At 47.0% G+C, this 23,075-nt stretch carries 20 protein-coding genes, 8 tRNA genes and 1 rRNA gene; all 29 read left to right on the plus strand.

Annotation, left to right across the window (positions count from 1 at the left end):
• Nucleotides 1-119: ribosomal RNA gene (locus CXK86_RS25810) — 23S ribosomal RNA — on the plus strand; the annotation flags it as partial.
• 81 nt (nucleotides 120-200) lie between these two features.
• A tRNA-Ser gene (locus tag CXK86_RS25815) sits at nucleotides 201-292 on the plus strand.
• Between the two features lie 43 nt (nucleotides 293-335).
• Nucleotides 336-412 (plus strand) — tRNA-Met (locus CXK86_RS25820).
• 9 nt (nucleotides 413-421) lie between these two features.
• Nucleotides 422-497 (plus strand) — tRNA-Val (locus CXK86_RS25825).
• A gap of 5 nt (nucleotides 498-502) precedes the next feature.
• Nucleotides 503-578: transfer RNA gene (locus CXK86_RS25830), tRNA-Thr, on the plus strand.
• A 9-nt stretch (nucleotides 579-587) separates the two neighbouring features.
• Nucleotides 588-665 (plus strand) — tRNA-Asp (locus CXK86_RS25835).
• A gap of 21 nt (nucleotides 666-686) precedes the next feature.
• Nucleotides 687-759 (plus strand) — tRNA-Phe (locus CXK86_RS25840).
• Nucleotides 760-771: 12 nt separating this feature from the next.
• Nucleotides 772-857, plus strand: a tRNA-Tyr gene (locus tag CXK86_RS25845).
• A gap of 7 nt (nucleotides 858-864) precedes the next feature.
• Nucleotides 865-937: transfer RNA gene (locus CXK86_RS25850), tRNA-Lys, on the plus strand.
• A gap of 120 nt (nucleotides 938-1,057) precedes the next feature.
• Complete coding sequence (locus CXK86_RS25855) at nucleotides 1,058-2,275, plus strand: PucR family transcriptional regulator (RefSeq protein ID WP_101314798.1); 1,218 nt, start codon at nucleotides 1,058-1,060, stop codon at nucleotides 2,273-2,275.
• Nucleotides 2,276-2,378: 103 nt separating this feature from the next.
• Nucleotides 2,379-3,506: an ABC transporter ATP-binding protein gene (locus tag CXK86_RS25860; protein ID WP_017691279.1), complete on the plus strand. Its 1,128-nt coding sequence runs from the start codon at nucleotides 2,379-2,381 to the stop codon at nucleotides 3,504-3,506.
• Nucleotides 3,507-3,924: 418 nt separating this feature from the next.
• Nucleotides 3,925-4,863, plus strand: coding sequence for an HPr(Ser) kinase/phosphatase (gene hprK, locus CXK86_RS25865; protein ID WP_017691278.1), 939 nt, complete (start codon nucleotides 3,925-3,927; stop codon nucleotides 4,861-4,863).
• Between the two features lie 121 nt (nucleotides 4,864-4,984).
• A complete protein-coding gene (gene lgt / locus CXK86_RS25870) occupies nucleotides 4,985-6,010 on the plus strand; it encodes a prolipoprotein diacylglyceryl transferase (RefSeq protein ID WP_100526424.1) in 1,026 nt (341 codons plus the stop codon).
• 6 nt (nucleotides 6,011-6,016) lie between these two features.
• Nucleotides 6,017-6,673: a pyrophosphatase PpaX gene (gene ppaX / locus CXK86_RS25875; RefSeq protein WP_100526425.1), complete on the plus strand. Its 657-nt coding sequence runs from the start codon at nucleotides 6,017-6,019 to the stop codon at nucleotides 6,671-6,673.
• The gene (locus CXK86_RS25880) at nucleotides 6,670-7,212 is read left to right on the plus strand and encodes an acyltransferase (protein ID WP_036616162.1); all 543 of its coding nucleotides are present in this window, start codon (nucleotides 6,670-6,672) and stop codon (nucleotides 7,210-7,212) included. The genes ppaX and CXK86_RS25880 overlap by 4 nt, the downstream gene beginning before the upstream one ends.
• Before the next feature lie 389 nt (nucleotides 7,213-7,601).
• Nucleotides 7,602-8,795 (plus strand): ATP phosphoribosyltransferase regulatory subunit, encoded by a 1,194-nt coding sequence (locus CXK86_RS25885; RefSeq protein ID WP_100526426.1) that lies wholly within the window; start codon nucleotides 7,602-7,604, stop codon nucleotides 8,793-8,795.
• Nucleotide 8,796: 1 nt separating this feature from the next.
• Nucleotides 8,797-9,456 carry an ATP phosphoribosyltransferase gene (gene hisG, locus CXK86_RS25890; RefSeq protein WP_101314799.1) on the plus strand — a complete coding sequence of 220 codons (660 nt, stop codon included), beginning with the start codon at nucleotides 8,797-8,799 and terminating at the stop codon, nucleotides 9,454-9,456.
• A gap of 139 nt (nucleotides 9,457-9,595) precedes the next feature.
• The gene (gene hisD, locus CXK86_RS25895; protein WP_101314800.1) at nucleotides 9,596-10,900 is read left to right on the plus strand and encodes a histidinol dehydrogenase; all 1,305 of its coding nucleotides are present in this window, start codon (nucleotides 9,596-9,598) and stop codon (nucleotides 10,898-10,900) included.
• Entirely contained in the window at nucleotides 10,893-11,522 is a 630-nt protein-coding gene (gene hisB, locus CXK86_RS25900; protein WP_036674766.1) for an imidazoleglycerol-phosphate dehydratase HisB, read from the plus strand. The genes hisD and hisB overlap by 8 nt, the downstream gene beginning before the upstream one ends.
• Before the next feature lie 3 nt (nucleotides 11,523-11,525).
• Nucleotides 11,526-12,152, plus strand: a complete 627-nt coding sequence (hisH, locus tag CXK86_RS25905; protein ID WP_076216872.1) for an imidazole glycerol phosphate synthase subunit HisH — start codon at nucleotides 11,526-11,528, stop codon at nucleotides 12,150-12,152.
• A 62-nt stretch (nucleotides 12,153-12,214) separates the two neighbouring features.
• The gene (gene hisA, locus CXK86_RS25910; protein ID WP_047841450.1) at nucleotides 12,215-12,949 is read left to right on the plus strand and encodes a 1-(5-phosphoribosyl)-5-[(5-phosphoribosylamino)methylideneamino]imidazole-4-carboxamide isomerase; all 735 of its coding nucleotides are present in this window, start codon (nucleotides 12,215-12,217) and stop codon (nucleotides 12,947-12,949) included.
• A 30-nt stretch (nucleotides 12,950-12,979) separates the two neighbouring features.
• Nucleotides 12,980-13,741, plus strand: coding sequence for an imidazole glycerol phosphate synthase subunit HisF (gene hisF / locus CXK86_RS25915; protein ID WP_017691268.1), 762 nt, complete (start codon nucleotides 12,980-12,982; stop codon nucleotides 13,739-13,741).
• On the plus strand, nucleotides 13,734-14,468 hold the full coding sequence (hisIE, locus tag CXK86_RS25920; RefSeq protein WP_101314801.1) for a bifunctional phosphoribosyl-AMP cyclohydrolase/phosphoribosyl-ATP diphosphatase HisIE: 735 nt from the start codon (nucleotides 13,734-13,736) through the stop codon (nucleotides 14,466-14,468). Before hisF ends, hisIE begins: the two co-directional genes overlap by 8 nt.
• Nucleotides 14,469-14,480: 12 nt before the next feature.
• A complete protein-coding gene (gene hisJ, locus CXK86_RS25925; protein ID WP_101314802.1) occupies nucleotides 14,481-15,305 on the plus strand; it encodes a histidinol-phosphatase HisJ in 825 nt (274 codons plus the stop codon).
• A gap of 264 nt (nucleotides 15,306-15,569) precedes the next feature.
• Complete coding sequence (locus CXK86_RS25930; protein ID WP_036616184.1) at nucleotides 15,570-16,517, plus strand: ribose-phosphate diphosphokinase; 948 nt, start codon at nucleotides 15,570-15,572, stop codon at nucleotides 16,515-16,517.
• A gap of 255 nt (nucleotides 16,518-16,772) precedes the next feature.
• Nucleotides 16,773-19,034, plus strand: coding sequence for a helix-turn-helix domain-containing protein (locus CXK86_RS25935; protein WP_036616187.1), 2,262 nt, complete (start codon nucleotides 16,773-16,775; stop codon nucleotides 19,032-19,034).
• Between the two features lie 446 nt (nucleotides 19,035-19,480).
• Nucleotides 19,481-21,082 (plus strand): extracellular solute-binding protein, encoded by a 1,602-nt coding sequence (locus tag CXK86_RS25940; protein WP_036674794.1) that lies wholly within the window; start codon nucleotides 19,481-19,483, stop codon nucleotides 21,080-21,082.
• Nucleotides 21,083-21,198: 116 nt separating this feature from the next.
• Nucleotides 21,199-22,098, plus strand: coding sequence for an ABC transporter permease (locus tag CXK86_RS25945; RefSeq protein ID WP_036616191.1), 900 nt, complete (start codon nucleotides 21,199-21,201; stop codon nucleotides 22,096-22,098).
• Nucleotides 22,099-22,168: 70 nt separating this feature from the next.
• Entirely contained in the window at nucleotides 22,169-23,041 is an 873-nt protein-coding gene (locus CXK86_RS25950; protein WP_036616194.1) for a carbohydrate ABC transporter permease, read from the plus strand.
• Nucleotides 23,042-23,075: the final 34 nt, after the last annotated feature.

Here is a 23,075-nt window from a genome sequence, read left to right on the forward strand (position 1 = left end):
TCAAGATGAGATTTCCCAGTATGTAAGACCCCTTGAAGACGACGAGGTAGATAGGCTGGGGGTGGAAGTGCAGCAATGCATGGAGCTGACCAGTACTAATCGGTCGAGGGCTTATCCAATAGCAAGTTGTAATTCGCGTGTTTCGTTTCGAATCTAGTTTTCAGGGAGCAATCCTTGAATGATGTTGATGATTGTTATTTGGAGAGATACCCAAGTGGCTATAAGGGGACCCTCTGCTAAGGGGTTAGACTGCGTAAGCGGTGCGAGGGTTCGAATCCCTCTCTCTCCGCCATCTTTACCTAAAGATGGACAAGCAATCAAGACACAATTAATATGGCGGTGTAGCTCAGCTGGCTAGAGCGTACGGTTCATACCCGTAAGGTCGGGGGTTCGATCCCCTCCGCCGCTACCATATTACCCAGGAGGCTTAGCTCAGCTGGGAGAGCATCTGCCTTACAAGCAGAGGGTCGGGGGTTCGATCCCCTCAGCCTCCACCATATACGCCGGTGTAGCTCAACTGGTAGAGCAACTGACTTGTAATCAGTAGGTTGGGGGTTCAAGTCCTCTCGCCGGCACCATTAATGCCTGGAACCGTGGTGTAGTTGGCCTAACATGCCTGCCTGTCACGCAGGAGATCGCGGGTTCGAATCCCGTCGGTTCCGCCATTAATCCTAAAAATTAAATATGGCTCGGTAGCTCAGTCGGTAGAGCAGAGGACTGAAAATCCTCGTGTCGGCGGTTCGATTCCGTCCCGAGCCACCTTTAATCCCTGGAGGATTAGCGAAGTGGCCAAACGCATCAGACTGTAAATCTGCTCCCGTACGGGTTCGGTGGTTCGAATCCATCATCCTCCACCAGTTTTATGAGTCATTAGCTCAGTTGGTAGAGCACCTGACTTTTAATCAGGGTGTCGAAGGTTCGAGCCCTTCATGACTCATCTTTAAGAAAAGAGTGATTAATCATTAATTTGATTAGTTGCTCTTTTTTTGTTATGTAATTTTAGCTCAATATGGATATTTATTAATGCTGGGCAAGATATGATAAACTAATAGAAAACATGCAGAGTGGTGACGTTCATTATATGAAGCTCATACCTGATCTAAAACAGCAAATTGAAGTCATTATAGGCACAAATTTGGACGAATATGAAATTACAATAGAAGAATGGATGCAATCCGTTGCGAATCTGGTTGGTCGACATGAAAATTCAGAGATCTTTGGTGATGAGGGTGAGCATCAGGAGTTATCTGATCAATCTGCATCTCCAATTTCATCCGATGTGATCAGTTTGAATACGGGAAAGCGTATATTTTTTAAGGTTCGGATGAATGAGCAAGAAGAGACTGTCGTGTGTTGGGGATGCCCTGCAAAATCTATTACCGTGGAGACACGACAATTGATTGAGCTTTTGATCCGTACTAACACGGCTCTACCCGATGAGGTACAACCTGTTGTATATGAGAATGATAGGGAGCAGTATTTGACTGAATTGGGTCTCTGGCTTAAAGAGCAGATCGAAGAACCAACCAAGCAGGAATCTGAAGTGGTTCCTGATCGCTTTGTGGTGCCCGCAGGATTAAATGCTGAGAAGATTCTCTTCTTGCTGCAAGGGGATACACCGGATGCACATCGTTTACGATCCAAGGAACTCAACAAGTTGCTTGAGAGTTACTTTGGCGAGGAGATAGTCTTGATTCCTTTGGGGGAGCAAGAGTGGATTTTCATGGGTGATAAAGAAATTGTTACAGAAGAAGCCGAGGAAGATACAACGGAAGCCAAAAAGGATTCACTGAACGCTTTTTGTCTGGGGTTACATGAATTGGTTGCCAGTGAGTGGGCTGGGGTGTTCCATCTGTCTGCATCTCTGCCATGCATTCCTGCGCAACAACTTGTATCGGTCACAGTTCTTCTTAAAGAAAGTGTTCACTTAGGGAGAGCATTCCATGTTACGCAGCATATTCATCTCTCATGGGATCTTCACCTGGAGAGGTTGGTAGCGAGCATTCCAGATGATCAACGTATACGTTTTATAAAGGAAACTGGTAAAGACACGGTAATCTTCAATGACAGTGAGACACTTGCTACGCTGGAGACCTTTTTTAGCCTGGACTGTAATGTCAGCGAGACAGCGAAACGACTTTTCATTCATCGTAATACGTTGGTTTATCGTCTGGACAAGATAAAACAGGAGATTGGTTACGATGTGAGGCACTTCGAAAGTGCTGTTCTAGTGCAGTTTTTACTACTAATGTACAAAGTGACGAAAAAGCATTGATATTTTTGTGCAGTTTGCGAATAGTCAAACCTCACGTTGATAGGGTATTATAAAAATACAAATTGTATTCGATTACAAAATGATCTCTGAGGAGGCAACAATCATGGCTGGAGTACGTTTAGAGCATATTTTCAAAAAATACCCGGGTTCTGATAAAGCAACTGTAGTTGACATTAACCTGGACATTAAAGATAAAGAATTTCTGGTACTGGTAGGTCCGTCCGGTTGTGGTAAATCAACAACACTTCGTATGATCGCAGGCCTTGAGGAAATTTCTGAAGGTAAACTCTATATCGGTGACCGTGTCGTTAATGATGTTGCACCTAAAGACCGCGATATCGCGATGGTATTCCAATCCTATGCCTTGTATCCGCATATGAGCGTATATCAAAACATGGCGTTTGGTTTGAAATTGCGTAAGGTTAAAAAAGATGAGATCGACAAACGTGTACGTGAAGCAGCTAAAATCCTGGATATCGAACATTTGCTTGAGCGTAAACCTAAGGCATTGTCCGGTGGTCAACGTCAACGTGTCGCTTTGGGACGTGCGATTGTCCGTGATCCACAAGTGTTCTTGATGGATGAGCCTCTCTCCAACTTGGATGCCAAACTGCGTGGTCAAATGCGTGCTGAGATCACTAAACTTGCGAAACGTTTGGAAACAACTGTTATCTACGTAACGCATGACCAGATCGAAGCTATGACGATGGGTGATCGGATCGTTGTTATGAAGGATGGTATCATCCAACAAGCAGCTTCTCCGGAAGAGTTGTACAACCTGCCGGCTAACCTGTTCGTAGCTGGTTTCATCGGTTCCCCGACAATGAACTTTATCTCGGGTAAACTCGCTGAGCAAGGTACTAGCATGCATTTCATAGCTCCTGGTGTGGATGTTGAAATCCCGCAAGGTAAAGCACAAGTGTTGAAATCTAGAGGATACATTGGTAAAGAAGTGATTCTGGGTGTTCGTCCAGAAGACATTCACGAAGAGCCAGTATTCCTGGAAGCATCCCCGAACTCTGTATTCTCTACACACGTAGATGTTACAGAGAACCTGGGTCACGAAATGCTCCTCTACTTGAGCGGTGTTGGTAATGATACAACGATCGCACGTGTAGACGGACGTTCTAACACTCGTGATGGTTCCACAGTTAAAATGGCCATCGACATGAACAAAGTTCATATCTTTGACAAAGAGACTGAAGTGAACGTACTTCTTCAAGACAAATAATACTGGGATTCCTCGGTGACGATGGAACCTGACAGTTAACGCAATTATACATTGTAATGAGAGCCCCTTCCGTTATTGCTGGAAGGGGCTTTTTTAAGATTAATGAATTTATAAGTTTCGACAGAGTTGAAGGATTAATAATCGTAAGAAAAACACCCCTTAAACTACGAATGTAGTATCCTAGAAGGTGCTTCGATCAGAAGACTTTTCTTACTAATGGTTGTCGGAGGCTGCGATTGCATTCATCCCGGAATTCATTTAAGATTATTTGAAGGTCTGTCTTCATATATTTGAGAGAATCGACTGTTGGAAGGGTATGCATTCTGTACCCCATGTTGTGAATGCGCTAATAATGGAAATAACTGATACACGATCTGATGTACATAGAGGGACAGCTAATGCTGAAAGGAAGAGACAAATGGCGAAAAAAGTGAAAGTATCTGAACTGGTGCAGCAATTTCAGTTGGAGGTTGTTTCTGGATCTCACGGATTGAAAAGAGTCATTACGGTAGATGACCTGAACCGTCCTGGTTTGGAAATGGCCGGTTATTTTGAATACCATCCACAAGAACGGGTACAGCTGCTTGGAAGAACGGAGTTAGCTTTCTTTGCAATGTTACCTGAGCAAGAGCGGCGTGATCGTATGCAACGTCTTTGTACGGAAGAGACACCTTGTATCGTTGTCACGCGTGGACTGGAAGTTCCGCAAGAGCTGATTGATATCAGTGAAGAGCAGAATCTGGCTGTACTTCGCAGCAATATGGCTACTACGATTCTATCCAGCCGGATCACAGGATTCCTGGAAAAGAAATTGGCACCAACAGCAACCATTCACGGTGTACTTTGTGATGTCTATGGCGTAGGTATGCTGATCACAGGTAGCAGCGGTATTGGTAAGAGTGAAACAGCGCTTGAACTGGTGAAACGTGGACACCGACTGATTGCCGATGATGCGGTAGAGATCCGCCAAACGTCAGATTTTCAGCTGCACGGTACTGCACCTGAATTGATCCGCCACTTGCTCGAAATTCGAGGTGTCGGTATTATCAACGTCATGACATTGTTCGGAGCCGGTGCGGTTCGGAATAACAAACGGATTACTTTGGTTGTGCGTCTGGAAGCATGGCAGCAGGATAAACAATATGATCGTCTGGGTCTGGATGAAGAGACTACACGTATCATTGATACGGATGTACCTCTTGTTACAATCCCTGTTCGTCCGGGACGGAACTTGGCGGTTATTATTGAAGTGGCAGGTATGAACTATCGTCTGAAACAGATGGGTCTGAATGCTGCGCTGCAATTCACGAACAAGCTGACAGCAACCATCTCGGAAGATATGGAAGACATGGATTAAGAAACATTTTATACAAGGAAATGAAGATAAATGGTTGACATGTACTGCTTCTCTTAAGGCGCAGTGTATGCCAACCATTCGTCATGCGTGCGATTGATTGAATAAATAGGAGTGTGAATGAATGGATACATTATTACTGTTGAACCCGATTGCGTTCTCTATTGGAGCGTTAAAGGTTCACTGGTACGGGCTTATTCTTGGTGCTGCGGCACTTATAGGACTCCTGCTCGTGATCCGGGAGGGCAAACGATACAATATTCCACAGGAAGTGTTCATGGACATGGTCCTGCTGGGTGTGCCTTCTGCCATCATTGGTGCCCGCATCTACTACGTAGCATTTAAATGGGAAGATTATAAGGATAATTTCTGGGATGTCTTTAAAATATGGAATGGCGGTATAGCCATCTATGGTGCACTTATTGGTGCTATTATCTGTGCAGTTATTTTCTTCCGTCGTAAAGGATATAACTTCTGGCGTATGGCCGATATCTGTGCGCCTGGACTGCTCGTTGGACAGTTGATCGGACGCTGGGGGAACTTTGTGAATCAGGAAGCCTACGGCGGTCCTGTAGAAGAATCATTTTTGACAGACAAGCTTCATCTGCCGGACTTTATTGTGAATCAAATGAACGTAGAAGGCGTATTCCACCACCCTGCGTTTTTGTATGAATCGATGTGGAGTCTCGTTGGTCTGGTCTTGCTGCTGGTTCTGCGTCGTCAGAAGTTTCTGCGTTCAGGTGAACTGTTCATGTCTTATTTCATTTGGTACTCTATCGGTCGCTTCTTTATTGAAGCTTTGCGTACGGACAGTCTGGGCTTCCAGGCTCCGCAGTGGGTTGCTTCACTAGTGAACGGGTTGTGGTCTCCAATGACTGCAATGGGCTTTGAACAAGGATATCTTGATCCTGCTTACGGTAACGTAAGAATCTCGCAACTGCTCGCGATTGGCATCATTATTGTTGCTGTTGTATTCATTGTGGTGAGAAGAGTGACAGGTAAAGCAGATGTTCGTTATAGTGATCCGATTGTATCGTCCAAAGTTACCTCAGATGATATGGAGCATACGGGAACAGTTGCTGGCAAAGAGAATAAGGTAACACCTCCAGCCAAAGATGAATCCAAGCAAGTTGATGATAAAAAGGAGTAATGCAACATGATTGACACGGTATTGTTTGATCTTGATGGAACGATTATTGATACCAATGAGTTGATTATCAGCTCATTCCAGCATGTCATGGGGGGATGGGAGCATTCAGCTCCATGGACACGGGAACAGATCATTCCACATATGGGTGGCACACTGGAGCAGCAAATGCGCACTTTCTCTGGCCAGGAGGAAGTCTCCGAGTACGTGAAAGGTTACCGTGCTTATAATGATATCCATCATGAAGCGATGGTTAGACCATTTCCACATGTTATTGAGGTAGTAGAGGCGCTGCATCAGGCTGGCATTGTTATGGGTGTGGTCACAACCAAGATTCGTCCATCTACATTAAAGGTGTTGGAGCGTTTTGACCTATTGAAGTATATGAAGACGATTGTAACAGTGACCGATGTGACGAATCCGAAGCCGCACGCTGAACCGGTACTGAAAGCGATGACGGAACTGGGTGCAGATCCTGCCAAAACGTTAATGGTGGGTGACAGTCCAGTGGATATCCAATCGGCACAAAATGCGGGCGCACTCTCGGCGGGGGTTGCATGGTCTCTTAAAGGAGAAACAATCCTGAACGGATATGGACCCGACTATATGTTGCATGACATGAGAGACTTGTTGAAACTCATCCGTATTGAAACGGGACGTTCATGAGAAAAGTAACCCGCTATCCGGTAGAGGACCAGAATGCACTTTGGCATATCTACAAGACAGTGAGTCCGTGGAAGGGCGTTCGTAATTTTATCTGGATCCAGTTGTCACGTTATTGTCCAATCCTATCGGTGAAGAACTGGATTTACCGCCGAATGCTCGGTATGAAGGTGGGAAAACACACAGCCTTTGGCCTGATGGTGATGGTGGATGTGTTTTTTCCGGAGAAAATAACGGTCGGCGAAAACTCGGTCATCGGTTACAACACAACGATTCTCGCTCATGAGTATCTTATTAAGGAGTACAGACTCGGTGAGGTGATTATCGGGGAAAATGTACTGATTGGTGCTAACACAACGATTCTGCCCGGGGTAACCATAGGGGATGGAGCCGTTGTAGCTGCTGGAGCAGTCGTACATAAGGATGTTGCACCAGGAGCTTTTGTTGGAGGCAATCCACTTCGTGATTTATCCCGCGCGGCAGCTTCTACGGAAGAAACAGTCTTTAACACGGATGATTCTTCTCAGGGTAGTGTGCATTGAGTCAATAAAGTAATGAATGAAGATGGGTTGAAGTAAAAAGCTGCTTATGGCAGCTTTTTTCGTATATAAATACCGATTGGCGAGCGTAATGGTGTGCATATAAAACGATATGTCGATCCAAGGGCAATCAAGCTTTGGTATTGTTGACGGTAGTGCGGATTTCATGTTATCATATCCCATATCCTTTAGTTTGTTAGCACTTTACCATGTGAAAGTATTCTTGGAGAAATGAAGCATGATAAAGATTGAACTAAACCAATAGTTGAAGGCTTATGCGATAATACTGTGATTCAGGTTTATAAGATAGAATGGGGATTTACACTACATAAATCCTGTTGAAATAGAACGAGTGCAACTCTTAAATTACTGACTCGGGGTGAATATTACCAATGTCCAAACCAAAAGGTTTTGAAAAACCGACCGGATTCCGCGACTATACACCACATGTAGTATCCAAGCTGCGGACGATTGAACGCAATGTACTGGAATGTATGGAACGCTGGGGTTACCGTCAGATCATCACACCAACGATTGAATATTACGATACGGTAGGTGTGGCAAGCTCTACATCAGATCGTAAATTATTTAAATTGCTAAACAGCAGGGGAACTACACTGGTACTTAGATCGGATCTAACGGCTCCGATTGCACGCGTAGTTTCATCCATGCTCAAAGATGAGCAGTTGCCACTGCGTCTGTCCTATCATGCGAACGTATTCCGTTCTATTGAAGAGGAAGCTGGGCGTGAGGCTGAATTCTTTCAGACGGGCGTGGAACTGGTTGGGGACGACTCGCCTGAAGCGGATGCAGAAGTTGTTGCGCTTGCGATCGCCTCTTTGCAGGCAGCGGGAGTGTCTTCTTTTAAAATAGCAATGGGTCATATGGGATTCCTGAACGGATTACTGGAGGAAGTGATTCCAGGCCAGACCGCTGAGCAGGAGCAATTGAAGGAAGGGTTGCTCGGACGTGATTATGTCGGCTATCGCCAGTCAATTGAAGCATTGAATCTGGAGCCGAAGTTGAAAGAACAGCTTGAAGCGATCCTGCGTCTGCGTGGTGGTAAGGAAGTATGCACACATGCGGTAGAGCTAAGTTCAAGTGCTGAAGCAGCACAGTCGATTGCACATCTGTGTGCTGTATTCGAAGTGTTGGAAGCGTACGGTGTATCCGAGCATGTGCTGATTGATCTGACGATGATCGGTGATTTCTCCTATTATACGGGCATGACCTTTGAAGGGTATGCAGCCGAACTGGGATCTCCGGTATGTAGCGGCGGACGGTATGATAATCTGTTACAACAGTTTGGTCGTTCATTGCCAGCTACAGGATTTGCACTGAAAACGAACCGTATTATTGATGGTGTTCATGGCATTACCATTGAAGAGAAAAAACCGGTACTTATCCAATATACCCCGAAGCGTCGGGCCGAGGCACTAACAGAAGCGGCAAGATTACGCAGTATGGGACAAAATGTAGTGACACTCCTTCTTCCTGAAGGTGGGGCAAGTGCCGTATCGGTTGAAGCAAGAACCGTTCAAGCGGAGCAGGTTATTACTTACGGATCTGAAGAAGGAGGACGCTGAGATGTCGGATATTCTGAAGGTGGCCATGCCGAAGGGCCGAATCTATAAAAAAGCCTCCAAATTGTTCCGTGAAGCGGGGCTGGATATTCCAGAAGACGTGGACGATACACGCAGATTGGTCATTGAAGTACCGGAAGCGGGAATGGAATTCATTATGGCGAAGCCAGTAGATGTTCCAACGTATGTGGAGTACGGTGTTGCTGATATCGGAATTGTTGGTAAAGACGTGCTGCTGGAGGAAGATCGGGACGTGTACGAACTATTGAATCTGGGAATCGCCCAGTGCCGTATGTCTGTGATCGGACTTCCAGACTGGAAGCCAGGCATCCAGCAACGTGTTGCAACGAAGTATCCAAGGATTGCTTCACAGTATTTCCGGGAGCAGGGGCAGCAGGTCGAGGTGATCAAGCTGAATGGTTCCATTGAGCTAGCGCCCCTGATTGGTCTGGCAGACCGGATTGTCGATCTGGTGGAGACAGGTCAGACACTGCGCGAGAACGGATTGGTGGAGATGACAAGCATTTTGGACATCACCAGCCGTCTTATCGCCAATCGGGTAAGTTATCGGATGAAAAATGCACGAATCCAGGCTTTGTGTGATGCACTTCAGCAGGTCATACCGGCATCGAATGAGATTTCTGCGGGAAGCCTTCGGGGATAAACTACTGCGTCAGAAATATAGATGAGAAACATGTAAAGCAGAAGCAGAAGCAGAAGCAAAATTAAGAGTAAGAGACAAAATAAAGAAGCAAATCGGCCACAAGAAGGCAGGTATTACAGAGGATGAGGAGGTTGTACGTATGAAAATTGTACCTGCATGGGAGTTTGATCTGAAGCGGGAAGTGGAGTATGGCACGCCGGAGCAAAATGAAACGGTACGGCGTATTGTCAGCGACATTCGCCGTGAGGGTGATACGGCACTGTTGCGTTACACGGAGCAGCTGGACCGCACGAAGCTGACGGCCGCAGAATTGCGCGTGCCGCAGGAAGAGCTGCAGGCGGCTTATGCAGCCGTGGAGCCATCCTTTGTGACGGCGATCCGGCAAGCCGCCGCCAACATTCGTGCGTTTCATGAGAAACAGAAACGCAACTCGTGGATGGATTGGCAGCCTGACGGCAGCCTGCTGGGCCAGGTCATCCGACCGCTGAAGCGGGTCGGCGTTTATGTACCTGGCGGCAAAGCAGCGTATCCATCGTCTGTGCTGATGAATGTGATTCCGGCACAGGTGGCAGGCGTGCCGGAGATTGTTCTTGTGACGCCGCCGTCAACGAACGGTGGCGAAGGTATTAACCCGTACATCCTCGTTGCTGCTGCGGAAGCAGGCGTGAGCGAGATGTACCGGGTTGGCGGCGCTCAAGCTATCGCCGCCCTGGCTTACGGCACGGAGAGTATTGCACCGGTCGACAAGATCTGTGGACCGGGCAATATTTACGTGGCGCTCGCGAAGCGCGAGGTGTACGGGGCGGTCGATATCGATAGTATCGCCGGGCCGAGTGAGATTGTGGTGCTCGCCGATGATACGGCGAATCCGGTGTACGTCGCCGCCGACCTGTTGTCGCAGGCGGAACATGACGAGATGGCATCGGCCATTCTCGTCACGAATTCGGCCACGCTTGCGGAAGCCGTGCAGGGCGAAGTGCAGCGGCAGCTTGAAGTGCTGCCGCGGCGGGATATCGCTGCTGCTTCCGTGGAGCAGTATGGCGCGATTATTGTGGTCGATTCCATCGATGAAGGGATCGACGTGGTGAACCGGCTTGCACCGGAGCATCTGGAGATCATGGTGCAGGAGCCGATGGCTTACGCTGGCCGGATCGAAAATGCCGGTGCGATCTTCCTCGGCCCATACAGCTCGGAGCCGGTAGGGGATTACTTTGCCGGACCGAATCATATTATTCCAACCAATGGAACCGCGCGATTCAGTTCACCGGTGGATGTGGATGATTTTATCAAGAAATCGAGTCTGATCTATTATAGTAAAGAAGCGCTGCTGCAGAACGGAGCGGCTATTATAGAGTTGGCCCGCCATGAGGGTCTTGAAGGGCATGCCCGTGCAATTGCTGTACGGTTAGAACAGGAAGGAAAGGCGGAATCGGAAAATGGATAAGCAAAATAATGGTGTGGAACTTGAAAACAAAGGTGCAGTGCGCCAAGCAGAGGTTGACCGCAAAACAAACGAGACCAATATCCAATTGGCCTTTAATGTAGATGGAACAGGACAATCCACGATTGAAACGGATGTACCCTTCCTGAACCATATGCTGGATCTGTTCACCAAGCACGGACAATTCGATCTGAACGTGCAGGCCCGTGGAGATATTGATATCGACGATCATCACACGGTTGAAGACATCGGAATCTGTCTGGGACAGACGTTGCGAGAAGCGTTGGGTGACAAACGCGGTATTAAGCGTTACGCCAGTGTTTTTGTACCGATGGACGAGGCGCTCGCCCAGGTCATTATTGATGTGAGTAACCGACCTCACTTTGAATACCGTGCAGAATACCCATCCCAACAGGTAGGCAGTTTCTCCACGGAGCTGGTACATGAATTCCTGTGGAAATTGGCGCTGGAAGCTCGGATTACGTTACATGTTATTGTGCACTATGGTCAGAACACCCACCACATGATTGAAGCGATCTTTAAGGCACTGGGACGTGCACTGGATGAAGCAACGATGATTGATCCACGTGTAACGGGTGTGCCTTCTACGAAGGGAGTGCTGTAGACGATGGCGATTGCAATTGTCGATTACGGTATGGGTAACCTGCACAGCGTCGGCAAAGCGGTCGAACGTCTTGGCTACGAAGCGCTGGTCACGGGTGACCGGGAAGAGATTCTTGGCGCAGATGGTGTCATTCTGCCAGGCGTAGGTGCTTTTGGTGATGCGATGGTTCATCTGCGGGAGAGTGGACTGGATACGGTGGTGAAGGAAGCCGCTGCCGGGTCCAAGCCACTGCTCGGTATCTGTTTGGGCATGCAATTGTTGTTCAGCTCAAGTGAAGAGCATGGCGAGCATGAAGGACTGGATATTTTGCCAGGTAAAGTGGTGCGATTCGCACCAGGAGAGTTGAAAGTTCCTCATATGGGATGGAACCGTTTGGAATTCCTGCACGCGGAAAACCCGCTATTTACGGGGCTTGAAGCAGGTCACGTCTATTTTGTCCATTCCTATCATGCGCTTACTGAAAACAGGGACGATCTGCTGGCGGTAACGGATTACGGACATCCGGTGACAGCCATTGTAGGCAGAGGATCCAACTTCGGCATGCAATTCCACCCGGAGAAAAGTGGAGAGCTTGGTATAAAGCTGCTCGGTAACTTTTTGGCTCTGACAGGAGCACCTGTACAAAGGTAAAACATCATCTCTTCTTAACTATAGAAAGCGTACAAATCTAATTCATATTCAGGAGGCCTTGTATGTCATCTTTTATCCTATATCCGGCGATTGATATCCGGGACGGCAAATGTGTAAGACTGGTGCAGGGAGATTATAATCAGGAGACCGTGTATAACGATGACCCGGTTCAAGTGGCTCTATCCTGGGAGAAGCAAGGCGGTACATACGTTCATCTGGTGGATCTGGATGGTGCGAAAGCAGGGCACCCTGTTAACGATGAGCTGATCGGGCGGATTGCCTCGGCTGTGAACGTACCTGTTCAGGTGGGCGGCGGACTTCGTACGGTAGCGGATGTAGAACGTTTGCTGGGTCTGGGTGTTAGCCGGCTGATCATTGGAACAGCAGCGATTGAGGATCGTGCTTTTACAGAGGAAGTACTGGGACGTTACGGCGACAAAGTGGCAATTGGCATCGACGCTCGTAATGGTTACGTGGCAACCCGCGGATGGCTTGAAACATCGGAAGTACAGGCAGAGGTGCTCGCGAAGGAACTGGCGGCATATGGCGCAGAAACGTTTATCTTTACGGATATATCCCGTGATGGCATGATGCAGGGTCCTAACGTAGAAGCGATTGTATCTCTTGCCAAGGCGAGCGGACGGACGGTTATTGCTTCCGGTGGTGTAAGTGTGATGGATGATCTGCTTCGTCTGAGTCGTCATGCAGATGATGGTGTTGGTGGAGCGATCGTGGGTAAAGCGCTGTATACTGGGAGTATCGATCTGTCTGAAGCAGTACGTGCGGTAAACAAGTAAAGGATATTCGGGTAGAGAGGAAGAGGTAGCATGCTGGCAAAAAGAATCATCCCCTGTCTGGACGTGAAGGACGGCCGGGTCGTCAAAGGCGTCAACTTCGTTAATCTCCGCGATGCGGGTGATCCGGTAGAGCTGGCGGCGCTATATGACCGCGAGGGCGCGGACGAATTGGTCTTTCTCGATATCTCCGCTTCAGTGGAAGGTCGCGAAACGATGGAAGAAGTCGTGCGGCAGACAGCAGGCGAGATCGCTATTCCCTTTACGGTAGGTGGTGGCATCTCCAAGGTAGAGGACATGAAGCGGATTCTCCGTGCAGGAGCGGATAAAATTGCAGTGAATACAGCCGCGGTACTTAATCCGCAGTTGATTGCAGATGGTGCACGTCGCTTTGGCTCGCAGTGTATCGTGGTAGCGATCGATGCCAAGTATAACGAAGCTTGGGGCGAATGGGAAGTCTATACCCATGGTGGACGGAAACCCTCCGGGATCAAGGCGCTGGAATGGGTTAAACAGGCTGAGAGCTTGGGCGCGGGGGAGATTCTTCTCACAAGTATGGACGCGGACGGAACAAAAGATGGCTTTGATCTGAAGCTGACGGCAGCGGTATCCGAATCTGTGCGTATTCCAGTCATCGCATCGGGCGGTGCGGGTAAGGAATCTCATTTCTATGATGTATTTACCACAGGCAAAGCGGACGCAGGGCTGGCCGCAACGATTTTCCATTACAAAGAAATCGCCGTACCGGCGTTAAAACAACATTTGAGAGAACAAGGGGTGGAGATCCGTGACTAAAGTAAGTGATGAAATCAAGGAACAGTTGTCCTTGGAACAGGTTGTGGAGCACATTCGTTGGAGTGAAGGATTGGTTCCTGCCATTGTGCAGGATGTAGATACTCGGGAAGTCTTGATGATGGCTTATATGAATCGCGAATCTCTGAAGTTGTCGCTTGAATCCGGTGAGACGTGGTTCTGGTCACGCTCGCGTCAGGAGTTGTGGCATAAAGGGGCAACATCTGGCAACGTGCAGACGATTACTTCCCTAAAATATGATTGTGACGGCGATACCTTGTTGGTTGAGGTGAAACCGAACGGTCCGGCTTGCCATACAGGGGCAGTAACTTGTTTCCATAATGAAATCATTGGTTTGCCAGAGAAATCGGCAGACAAGGCTTCGGATGAAGCGGGTGCGGCATCTGCTTCTGCAAATTCCGGTTCCGAAAGTCGCTTTGAGGTATTGGCTGAACTGGAATCCGTTATTGCAGAGCGTGAACGTGAGCGTCCTGAGGGTGCATATACAACGTATCTGTTTGATAAAGGTGTAGACAAAATACTGAAAAAAATCGGTGAAGAAGCGTCCGAGACGATCATCGCCGCCAAAAATAAAGATAATGACGAGCTTCGTCTGGAAGTCAGTGACCTGATGTATCACCTGCTCGTCCTGTTACAAGAGCGCAAGCTACCGCTGGACGACATTATGTCAGAGCTGAGCCGCCGTCATGAACGGCCTCGCCGCGATTAGGAGGCGAGTTTCGTGCGTATAGACTATCATACACACCATGAGCGGTGTGGACATGCCGTTGGCAAACTGGAAGAGTACGTACAGCGTGGTGTGGAGATCGGACTATCCCAGATTGGATTGTCCGATCACATACCATTGTTGCATGTCGATCCGGCTCAATATTATCCGGAAATGGCGATGCCTATGGATGAGCTGCCGCGTTACGTAGAGGAGTGTTTCTCCCTGAAAGAACGTTACCGCGGGCAGATTGACGTACGTGTTGGTCTGGAAGGTGACTATATTGAAGGCTGGGAAACAGAGATCCGTGCGATCATTGAGCGTTATCCATGGGATTATGTGATTGGCTCTGTTCATTTCCTCGGGGAATGGGACATTACGGATTTCCGCCAGACCCATCACTGGGAGGGCAAAGACATCCTTGAGGTATATCGTCAGTACTACGATGCCGTAAGCAAGGCAGCCGCCACGGGCATGTACGATATTATGGGTCATACGGATGTCATTAAACGGTTTGGCTTTGTTCCTTCAACGGAGCAGACAGAAGAACGTATCTCACTGGAGAACGCAGCGCTGCAGGCTATTGCCAAAAGTGGTTGCGCCATGGAGCTGAATGCTTCCGGGATATCGAAGCCTTGTGCCGAGATGTTCCCTAGTCGCAGAATGCTGACAGAAGCCATTCGCTTGGGTATTCCATTAACCATGGGCTCTGATGCACATGACCCACTGAAGCTGGGCGATTATTTGCCTGAAGCTGAAGCACTTTTACATGAGTTGGGCTGTACGGAAGTCGCTGTTTTTGAAGGCCGTCATCGCTCGTTCATTCCTTTAAATGTATAAGCCATTGGAGTATAATGAGGGTAGGAAATAACCTTTTAGAGGTAGTTCAAAAATTCCGCCTTTGATTACGAAGGATGCCTAATGGCATCTTCAGCATCGAAGCTGGAATTCAGCCGAAATGTCCGTTGCTCACGTAGTTTTGCCTACGCTCCGCTACTCCATTTCTAGCTTTATCCCATCTTCTCGGTACTGAAAACCGGTCTTTTTGAACACTCGCTTTTAGATAAGGGATTATATAGGGACTTCAACCCTCGGGAGGGCATTATGCAGCATTCGTTACGTATTTTTTCCGGTTCATCGAACCCTAAGCTGGCAGAACAGGTATGTGACAAGCTGGGTGTACAACTGGGCAAGATCAAGCTGTCCAGGTTCAAGAGCGGAGAAATATACGTTCATTATGAAGAAACGATTCGTAATTGTGATGTGTTTCTGGTACAGTCGTTGTCTCATCCGATCAACGAGCTGTTTGTCGAGTTGCTTGTGATGATTGATGCTGCAAAGAGGGCTTCAGCGCGCACTGTTAACATCATTGTTCCGTATTACGGTTATGCTCGTCAAGAGCGCAAATCCGCACCACGGGAACCGATCTCGGCCAAGATGGTAGCAGATGTATTAACTACGGCTGGCGCCAATCGAGTGGTAACGATTGACCTGCACGCAGCGGCCATTCAGGGATTTTTCAACATTCCGGTTGACCATATGACATCACTGGATCTGATTAGTGATTATCTGTTAAGCAAAGGAATCGAGAACCCTGTTGTCGTCTCCCCGGATGCGGGACGAGCATCGATGGCAGAGAAGCTGGCGAACCGTCTGGATTCTCCATTTGCCATTATGATCAAGAAACGTCCAAGCCATAATGAATCGGTGATTACCCATGTCATTGGTGATGTAGAAGGACGGACACCTATTATTATTGAGGATCTGATCGACACTGGAACAACCATTCTGAATGTCGTGGAAGGGTTGAAGGAACGTGGCTCCAAAAATGTATATGTATGTGCAACACACGGATTGTTCTCGGATGGGGCAGTAAGTAAATTGAATCACCCGTCAATTGAAGAGGTGGTCGTTACGGACTCGATCGCACTGCCAGATGACCACCCTGAATGCTTCAAAGTGTTACCTGTTGCGCCAATGCTGGCCCGCGCTGTACGCATTATTGTGGATGGTGGCTCCATGGCCACATTGTTTAAGGATTCTGGCATTTAGAGCATCGAAGATATAACGGTGTGCTGCCAGATGAATTGTTCCGTGTCTGAGTTGTTATCTGCTCAGCACGGTTTTTTTTGTTTTGGCTCTTTGAATTCAATTCTTGCTTTGCTGCTCAGAGGCTTGTGCTATAATAACATAAAATCAGTTATGATAGCGTTATCATATAGTATTCAGCCCCTAAGGTGAGATGGATGCTGAACAGTAGAACCACGGCTGAGAACATTGGCATCGTGGAGTGAGGAGTGGGGTCTATTGTCTCGTAATTGGTACTATCGGTTATTGTTCTCGTACTTCCCAATTTTTTTTCTTACGGTGACCATACTCATTTTCATCGCGTTTGTTTTCATCAATGACATCTCTAAAGAGGAAACAAAAAAAGCAGACCGGATTTCCTCCAGTTATATGATAGACACGGTGGATCGCACAATCAGGGATATTGAACTATCCATCCTGGAAACGGTACAGAGTCAGCAGGCATACAAACTCTATTTTAATAACACAAACCTGACCAGCTCGGACACGGTGTATGCAATTGCGCAGAATTTACGTGAGCTATCCAATTCGTCCTCATGGATTCAGTCCATCTATCTATATGACAAGCGAAATAAACATGTTCTGACCGTAAGTGGTTCCAGAGAAGTGGAAGGTTTCTCGGATAAGGCATGGATTGATCAGATGGGTACCGGGTCGATCGGTTCAGGCTGGCAGCCGGTCCGGGAATTCGATGCGGACTCTGTTCAACGTACCCCTATTCGCGTATTAACCGTGAACAAGGACATGCCTTTGCCTTTTGGCTCTCAGGGCACATTGGTCATTAATATCAAGATGAGCAGCATTGAACAGAGTGTAGATAGTATGGTTAATGGTCAGCTCTCATTCCTGACGATTACGGATCGGGACGGTAAGGTTGTGTATAACGCACATTCGGACCAAGAGGGCTCGATAGACGGTCAGGAACTGAATAGGCTAGCGCTAGAAAGACTGGGCTGGACAATATCCAGTGGAATTAAGGCTGGCAACTTATTTGGCTGGGTATCGGTCATATCTTATGTATGGGTGATCATTGCTATTGTGACTGTCATCTGTGCGATTGTATATATCGTGTATATTACTCGCCGTAACTATAAACCCATTCAGATCATCATGAACCGGATTGAGTCTCATCAGATTCGGGCGTTCGAACACTCAGGTGCTCGCACGGATGAGATGAAGATGATTGACGGTGTGCTTGAGAATCTGATTAATCATATGATGGATTATGACAAGAAAAGCAGGGAAAATGTACTTATGCAGCGCAGCAAGTTGTTCAATGCCCTGTTGCATGGTGAACACATGGAAAATGCAGCAGAGCAATTAAAAGAGCTTTCTCCATTGAATGACGTGCATGACTCGTCGCGTTTTGTCGTTGTTGTTGGAGAGATTAACCGTTATGAGAAGGGATTTCAGGAGAGGTACACGAGAGGTGAACAAAATACGCTGAAATTTGCCTTGATGAACGTTTTGCAAGAGCTGTCACGTAATACGGGAGTCCAATGCTGGACGGAATGGATTAGTGTGGATCGAATTGCAATCCTTTTTGTGTTCAAAGAACAGAATGATAACAACTTGGATATGTCTGGGCAGATTCGTGTTGTAGCTGAGGAATGCAAATCTTGGGTAGAACAAAATCTACGCATTTCCTTAAGCTTTGGCATTGGACCTATCGCTCAGGGAATCGGTACAATACGAGATTCCTATGCGGCCGCAGAAGCGGTAATGCAACGTAAACTGTTGATGACTGGAGATGTCGGCCAAGCCGACTGCGGTGAAACGCAGCATCCTTTGCTGGATACCTATACCTATCTGCAGATGATTGCGGACTTTGTTAAGCGGTTCCGGATGTCGAGTGGACAGTGGCGGGAACAGTTGGAGGAGATCTTTACAGCGTTTGAACAGAACAAACTGCCGGATGATGAGATTCGTTCTCTGATTCAGGCCATGTTACAGATGCTCAGCCGAGAGGTGGCCATGATGTCGGAAGGACTCCAGGAAGAGCTGTCCGAAGAAAACATCAACAGATGGTTGAGTGCTGTAGAAGAGGCAGAGACGCTTGCGGATGTGAAAAGTCTTTTGTTTGATGGTCTGACGGACTTGTTCAGAACGTATGTAGCGGTAACGGAAACCAAGAGCTACAAAGCCATGGTCAACGAAATGAAAAATTATATCGAAGAACAGTTTGCGAATCCTGATCTTTCATTGAAACATCTGAGCGATCGATTCCAGATTACGGGCAAACATGCGAGTTATTTGTTCAAGACAGAATTCAACATGAAGTTTGTTGATTTTGTTACAGAGCTTCGCATGAAGGAGACGGAGCAGCTTCTGCTCAATACCGATTACTCTTTGCAGGATATTGCCCTGAAGGTGGGGTATGCAAATGGAATTACGTTGGGACGTGTATTTAAGCGGGTAACGGGTATTACACCAGGAGATTATCGTCGTTTGAAACGTGAACATCGAGAACCCGAAGAGTAAAGCAAAAGTGATCCTATTCTGAGATCTGTACATCAGGATAACACAGGGTGAATTTCATGTAGTCACTTTCCACTTAGGAGAGAGGCTTGCAGAGGTTCGCCCTGTTTTCGTTGAACAATACTCTTATACTAAATCGGATGCAACTGTTTTCGCAGGATAACAAGCTAATATTCCTGTTTTTTTCCCGTTTACGAATATAGGCAGTGTGTGAAAATGGTTTATCCGACTTGGGACAGGCAGTTCTGATCCTTGAGGCGAAGAGTGCCGTCAAAGCCTAGAGCAGCGCAGCTTTGGGAAAAGAATCAGTCTGCGAAAATAGGCTTAACATATAAACCATAATCCGTTTGTAAGCGCTTCCGAAAGAGGTTTATTGCAGGATGACGGAAAAATGTGAAATACTCTGGGCAAGCTTTAAACATTCACGCAAAGCCAAAGGGGATGACAAAATGAGAAGCAAAGCAACCAAAGGGAGTCTAAAGAAATGGATGGGTTTGGCGCTTACGATGGTAATGGGCGTTTCTTTACTTGCGGGATGCTCATCAGCATCAGAAGAATCAGCTGAAGGCGGAACATCAGGCAATGGCGAGCGCGTTACCTTAAAGGTGGAGATTTTTGACCGTGGTAACAGTCCTTCACCGTACACAATTACGAACAACTATCTATCTAAAATGATTCAGGAGAAGTTCGGTGATCCCAACAATATTGACGTACAGTTTGTACCCGTTCAGCGTTCTGAGGAAGTTACCAAGCTGAACGTCCTGATGGCTAGCAATACGGATGTCCCTGATATTGTCTTTGTTTATGACTCAAGCGTGTTTTATCGGTATGCCCAGCAGGGTGGTTTGACTGATGTTGGAGAGTTGATTGATCAGCACGGTCCGAACCTGAAGAAGTTCCTGGGTGAAGATACTTTGAAGTTTGGGCAAGTGGAAGGACAACAGTTTGCTGTTCCGGGTAAACGTGCTATCACAGGCCGATACAGTTCTTACATCCGTCAGGATTGGCTCGATAAGCTGGGATTGCCAGCGCCGAAGACCACGGATGAATTATATACAACTTTGAAAGCGTTCAAGGATAAAGATCCTGGTGGTCTCGGAAGCAAAAACATCCCAATGGGTATGGCTCTTGCACCAGCTCAATTCGAAACGCTCATCTACTCATTCATCAAGCCAGTTAGTGGCGACCTGACCTATGGTCAACGGTATGAATTGCCACTGCATGAAGGATTCAAAGAATCGATGCAGTTCCTGAACAAACTGTACAACGAAGGTCTGATCAGCAAAGACTTCAGTTTGGATGAAGACAAAACGCAGTTAGGGAAAGACATTCAAAACGGTAACGTAGGTTACTGGTCTGAAGATGTGGATGCCATGTTCTACGGAGATGGCACACTGGATAATTTGCATAAAAATGTGAGTGGCAGTGAAGTGTTGCCGGTTGATGTGTACACCAATCCAAATGCAGACAACAAACACATCAAGTCACGCTACGGAACAAATGGTATGTACATTATGATTCCGAAGAGCAGCAAACGTTCTGTCGAAGCGATCAAATATCTCGACTGGATGGCATCTGACAACAATCTGATTGATATCTACAGTGGTGTGGAAGGCGAGAACTATGATTTGGTAGACGGCATTCCAGTAGTGAAAGAGGATGCATCCCAGGAAGCGCAGGATCGTCTGTTTAACGCAGGGGATACAGCCATTATCTCGAACGGTAAAAACATTGGTGATCAAGCGACGAATGAAAAGGCATGGATTATGGGCTTCCCGCAAAATAATCAGGAGATGCTGAAACAATCCATTGATATTGCTAACACCGATACGGTAGGACCAATCATTTTCGACAAACCGATTGAAGCAGAGATGAAGTACAGCACAGCTCTCAAAGACAAATTAAATGTCATTATCGTAAAAACAGCGATGGCTAAGCCAGCAGAATTCGATGCGGTATATGAAAAAGAAATGGCTGATTTCATGTCTCTGGGTGGTACTGAACTGAAAAAAGAACTTGAAGAAGCAGTTCAGGCACTTCCTGCAAATTAAGTAGCTCCACATTTCAATCTCCAAGACAGATACCCATACTACTGCTTAACTAGAAAGGAACGTGTGCCGCCGGACTGGCGGCACAGCCGTTTCCTTGTTGATAGGAGGAAACCGACTTGACCACCACATACTTGAAGAGGTATTGGCAATTATACGCTCTGATTTCACTGCCCATTATCTACTTTTTAATCTTTCGTTATGGACCGATGTACGGTGTACAGATCGCCTTTAAGGACTTTAACCTGTTTCAGGGAATCAGCGGCAGTGAGTGGATCGGTTTTGATGCTTTTCGCGAAGTATTTGGAATGCGGGACTTCTACACGACATTGCGCAACACCTTTATGCTGAATTTTCTTGATCTGGTCGTTTCATTTCCAGCTCCTATTATTCTGGCGATCATGCTTTATGAAGTTCGATTCAAATGGTTCAAAAAAATCTCACAAACGATATTGTACATTCCTCACTTTATCTCATGGGTAATCATCGGGGGAATTGTGTACCAATTGTTCGGTAATCAATCCGGTATGGTTAACGGTGTACTGGAAAGCATGGGCTTAAATTCAATACCATTTTTGACAGAAAAAAATCCATGGCTTGTGACGTATCTCTTCACAGGTGTCTGGCAAAGTGCAGGATGGGGAACCATTCTATATCTGGCCGCATTAACCGGCGTCAACAAGGAATTGTTTGAAGCAGCTGAGATCGATGGAGCATCGCGGCTGAAGAGAATCTGGCATATTACATTGCCAAGTATTAAACCAACCATCGTGACCTTGCTTATTCTCAATCTTGGACATATGGTCAGCATCGGTTTTGATCGGCCTTATATCATTGGTAATACGGCCGTGCGTGAATATTCCGATGTACTCAGTACCTTTGTATACAGAGTTGGTCTTGAATCAGGACAATACACGCTGGCAACTGTCGTCGGACTGTTCCAGGCAGTGGTGGGACTCATATTCGTGCTAGGATCTAACTATATTTCGAAGAAAGCAACCGGTGAAGGTATTTTGTAGGTTGTGGATGAACGGAAGAGACGCCAATCGGCTTGTTTGTATAGACCATCAGTAAAGGAGCTGTGCGCATATGAGTGAACGCACCTCAAACCGGATTTTTGATATCGTTAATATCTCCTTTATCACCTTGTTTGTTATATTCTGCCTGGCTCCATTTCTGCACACGATCGCGATCTCATTCAGTTCTAACCGTGCGATTACGTCAGGAGAAGTGACCATATTCCCGAAAGAATTCAATTGGGATGCGTATATCCAGGTGTTCTCTGATCAGTCGATGATCTATTCACTGGGTTACACGACAGTTCTGACCATTGCTACTACTGTGCTGTGCATGGTGTTCACACTGGCAGCTGCATACCCGTTAACTAAGAAAAAATTGAAAGGGCGCAAGCTCTTCATGTATGTCATCATCATTACGATGTTCTTCAGTGGCGGGATCATTCCCGAGTACTTGCTCATTCGTGACTTGAACTTGCTTAATTCCGTGTGGGCACTGATTCTGCCAGGACTGGTCAGTCCGTTTAACCTGATTATCCTGATTTCCTTCTTCAGAGGTATTCCTGAAAGTCTGGAAGAATCCGCTGAGATTGACGGCAGTTCCCATGTACACACGCTCTTCAAAATTATATTGCCACTATCCATGCCAGTACTGGCTACACTAGCGCTATTCTATGCGGTTGGACGCTGGAATGGATTCCAGGATTCCCTGATGTATATTAATGATCCGAAGCTGTACCCGCTTCAACTGAAGTTATTCCAAATGGTACAGAACAATATGGTCAGCGAGCTTACCCAGATGGAGGGTGCTAACCGTACGCCATTGACTCCCGAGAGTCTCAAGGCCGCAACCGTTATTTTCGCAACCGTTCCGATTCTACTCGTTTATCCGTGGCTGCAAAAGTATTTTGTCAGTGGTGCGATGCTTGGCGCGGTAAAAGGTTGAGTTAAGGCTGATGTAAAAAGTTTAGCCAGAGGGA

The sequence above is a fragment of the Paenibacillus sp. BGI2013 genome (assembly GCF_002843485.1).
Taxonomy (GTDB): domain Bacteria; phylum Bacillota; class Bacilli; order Paenibacillales; family Paenibacillaceae; genus Paenibacillus; species Paenibacillus amylolyticus.

What these genes read in the sequence shown, in the direction of transcription:
- CXK86_RS25855 (WP_101314798.1), top strand. Translation starts at nt 1,058, where the DNA reads ATGCAGAGTGGTGACGTTCATTATATGAAGCTCATACCTGATCTAAAA.
- CXK86_RS25860 (WP_017691279.1), top strand. Translation starts at nt 2,379, where the DNA reads ATGGCTGGAGTACGTTTAGAGCATATTTTCAAAAAATACCCGGGTTCT.
- hprK (WP_017691278.1), top strand. Translation starts at nt 3,925, where the DNA reads ATGGCGAAAAAAGTGAAAGTATCTGAACTGGTGCAGCAATTTCAGTTG.
- lgt (WP_100526424.1), top strand. Translation starts at nt 4,985, where the DNA reads ATGGATACATTATTACTGTTGAACCCGATTGCGTTCTCTATTGGAGCG.
- ppaX (WP_100526425.1), top strand. Translation starts at nt 6,017, where the DNA reads ATGATTGACACGGTATTGTTTGATCTTGATGGAACGATTATTGATACC.
- CXK86_RS25880 (WP_036616162.1), top strand. Translation starts at nt 6,670, where the DNA reads ATGAGAAAAGTAACCCGCTATCCGGTAGAGGACCAGAATGCACTTTGG.
- CXK86_RS25885 (WP_100526426.1), top strand. Translation starts at nt 7,602, where the DNA reads ATGTCCAAACCAAAAGGTTTTGAAAAACCGACCGGATTCCGCGACTAT.
- hisG (WP_101314799.1), top strand. Translation starts at nt 8,797, where the DNA reads ATGTCGGATATTCTGAAGGTGGCCATGCCGAAGGGCCGAATCTATAAA.
- hisD (WP_101314800.1), top strand. Translation starts at nt 9,596, where the DNA reads ATGAAAATTGTACCTGCATGGGAGTTTGATCTGAAGCGGGAAGTGGAG.
- hisB (WP_036674766.1), top strand. Translation starts at nt 10,893, where the DNA reads ATGGATAAGCAAAATAATGGTGTGGAACTTGAAAACAAAGGTGCAGTG.
- hisH (WP_076216872.1), top strand. Translation starts at nt 11,526, where the DNA reads ATGGCGATTGCAATTGTCGATTACGGTATGGGTAACCTGCACAGCGTC.
- hisA (WP_047841450.1), top strand. Translation starts at nt 12,215, where the DNA reads ATGTCATCTTTTATCCTATATCCGGCGATTGATATCCGGGACGGCAAA.
- hisF (WP_017691268.1), top strand. Translation starts at nt 12,980, where the DNA reads ATGCTGGCAAAAAGAATCATCCCCTGTCTGGACGTGAAGGACGGCCGG.
- CXK86_RS25930 (WP_036616184.1), top strand. Translation starts at nt 15,570, where the DNA reads ATGCAGCATTCGTTACGTATTTTTTCCGGTTCATCGAACCCTAAGCTG.
- CXK86_RS25940 (WP_036674794.1), top strand. Translation starts at nt 19,481, where the DNA reads ATGAGAAGCAAAGCAACCAAAGGGAGTCTAAAGAAATGGATGGGTTTG.
- CXK86_RS25950 (WP_036616194.1), top strand. Translation starts at nt 22,169, where the DNA reads ATGAGTGAACGCACCTCAAACCGGATTTTTGATATCGTTAATATCTCC.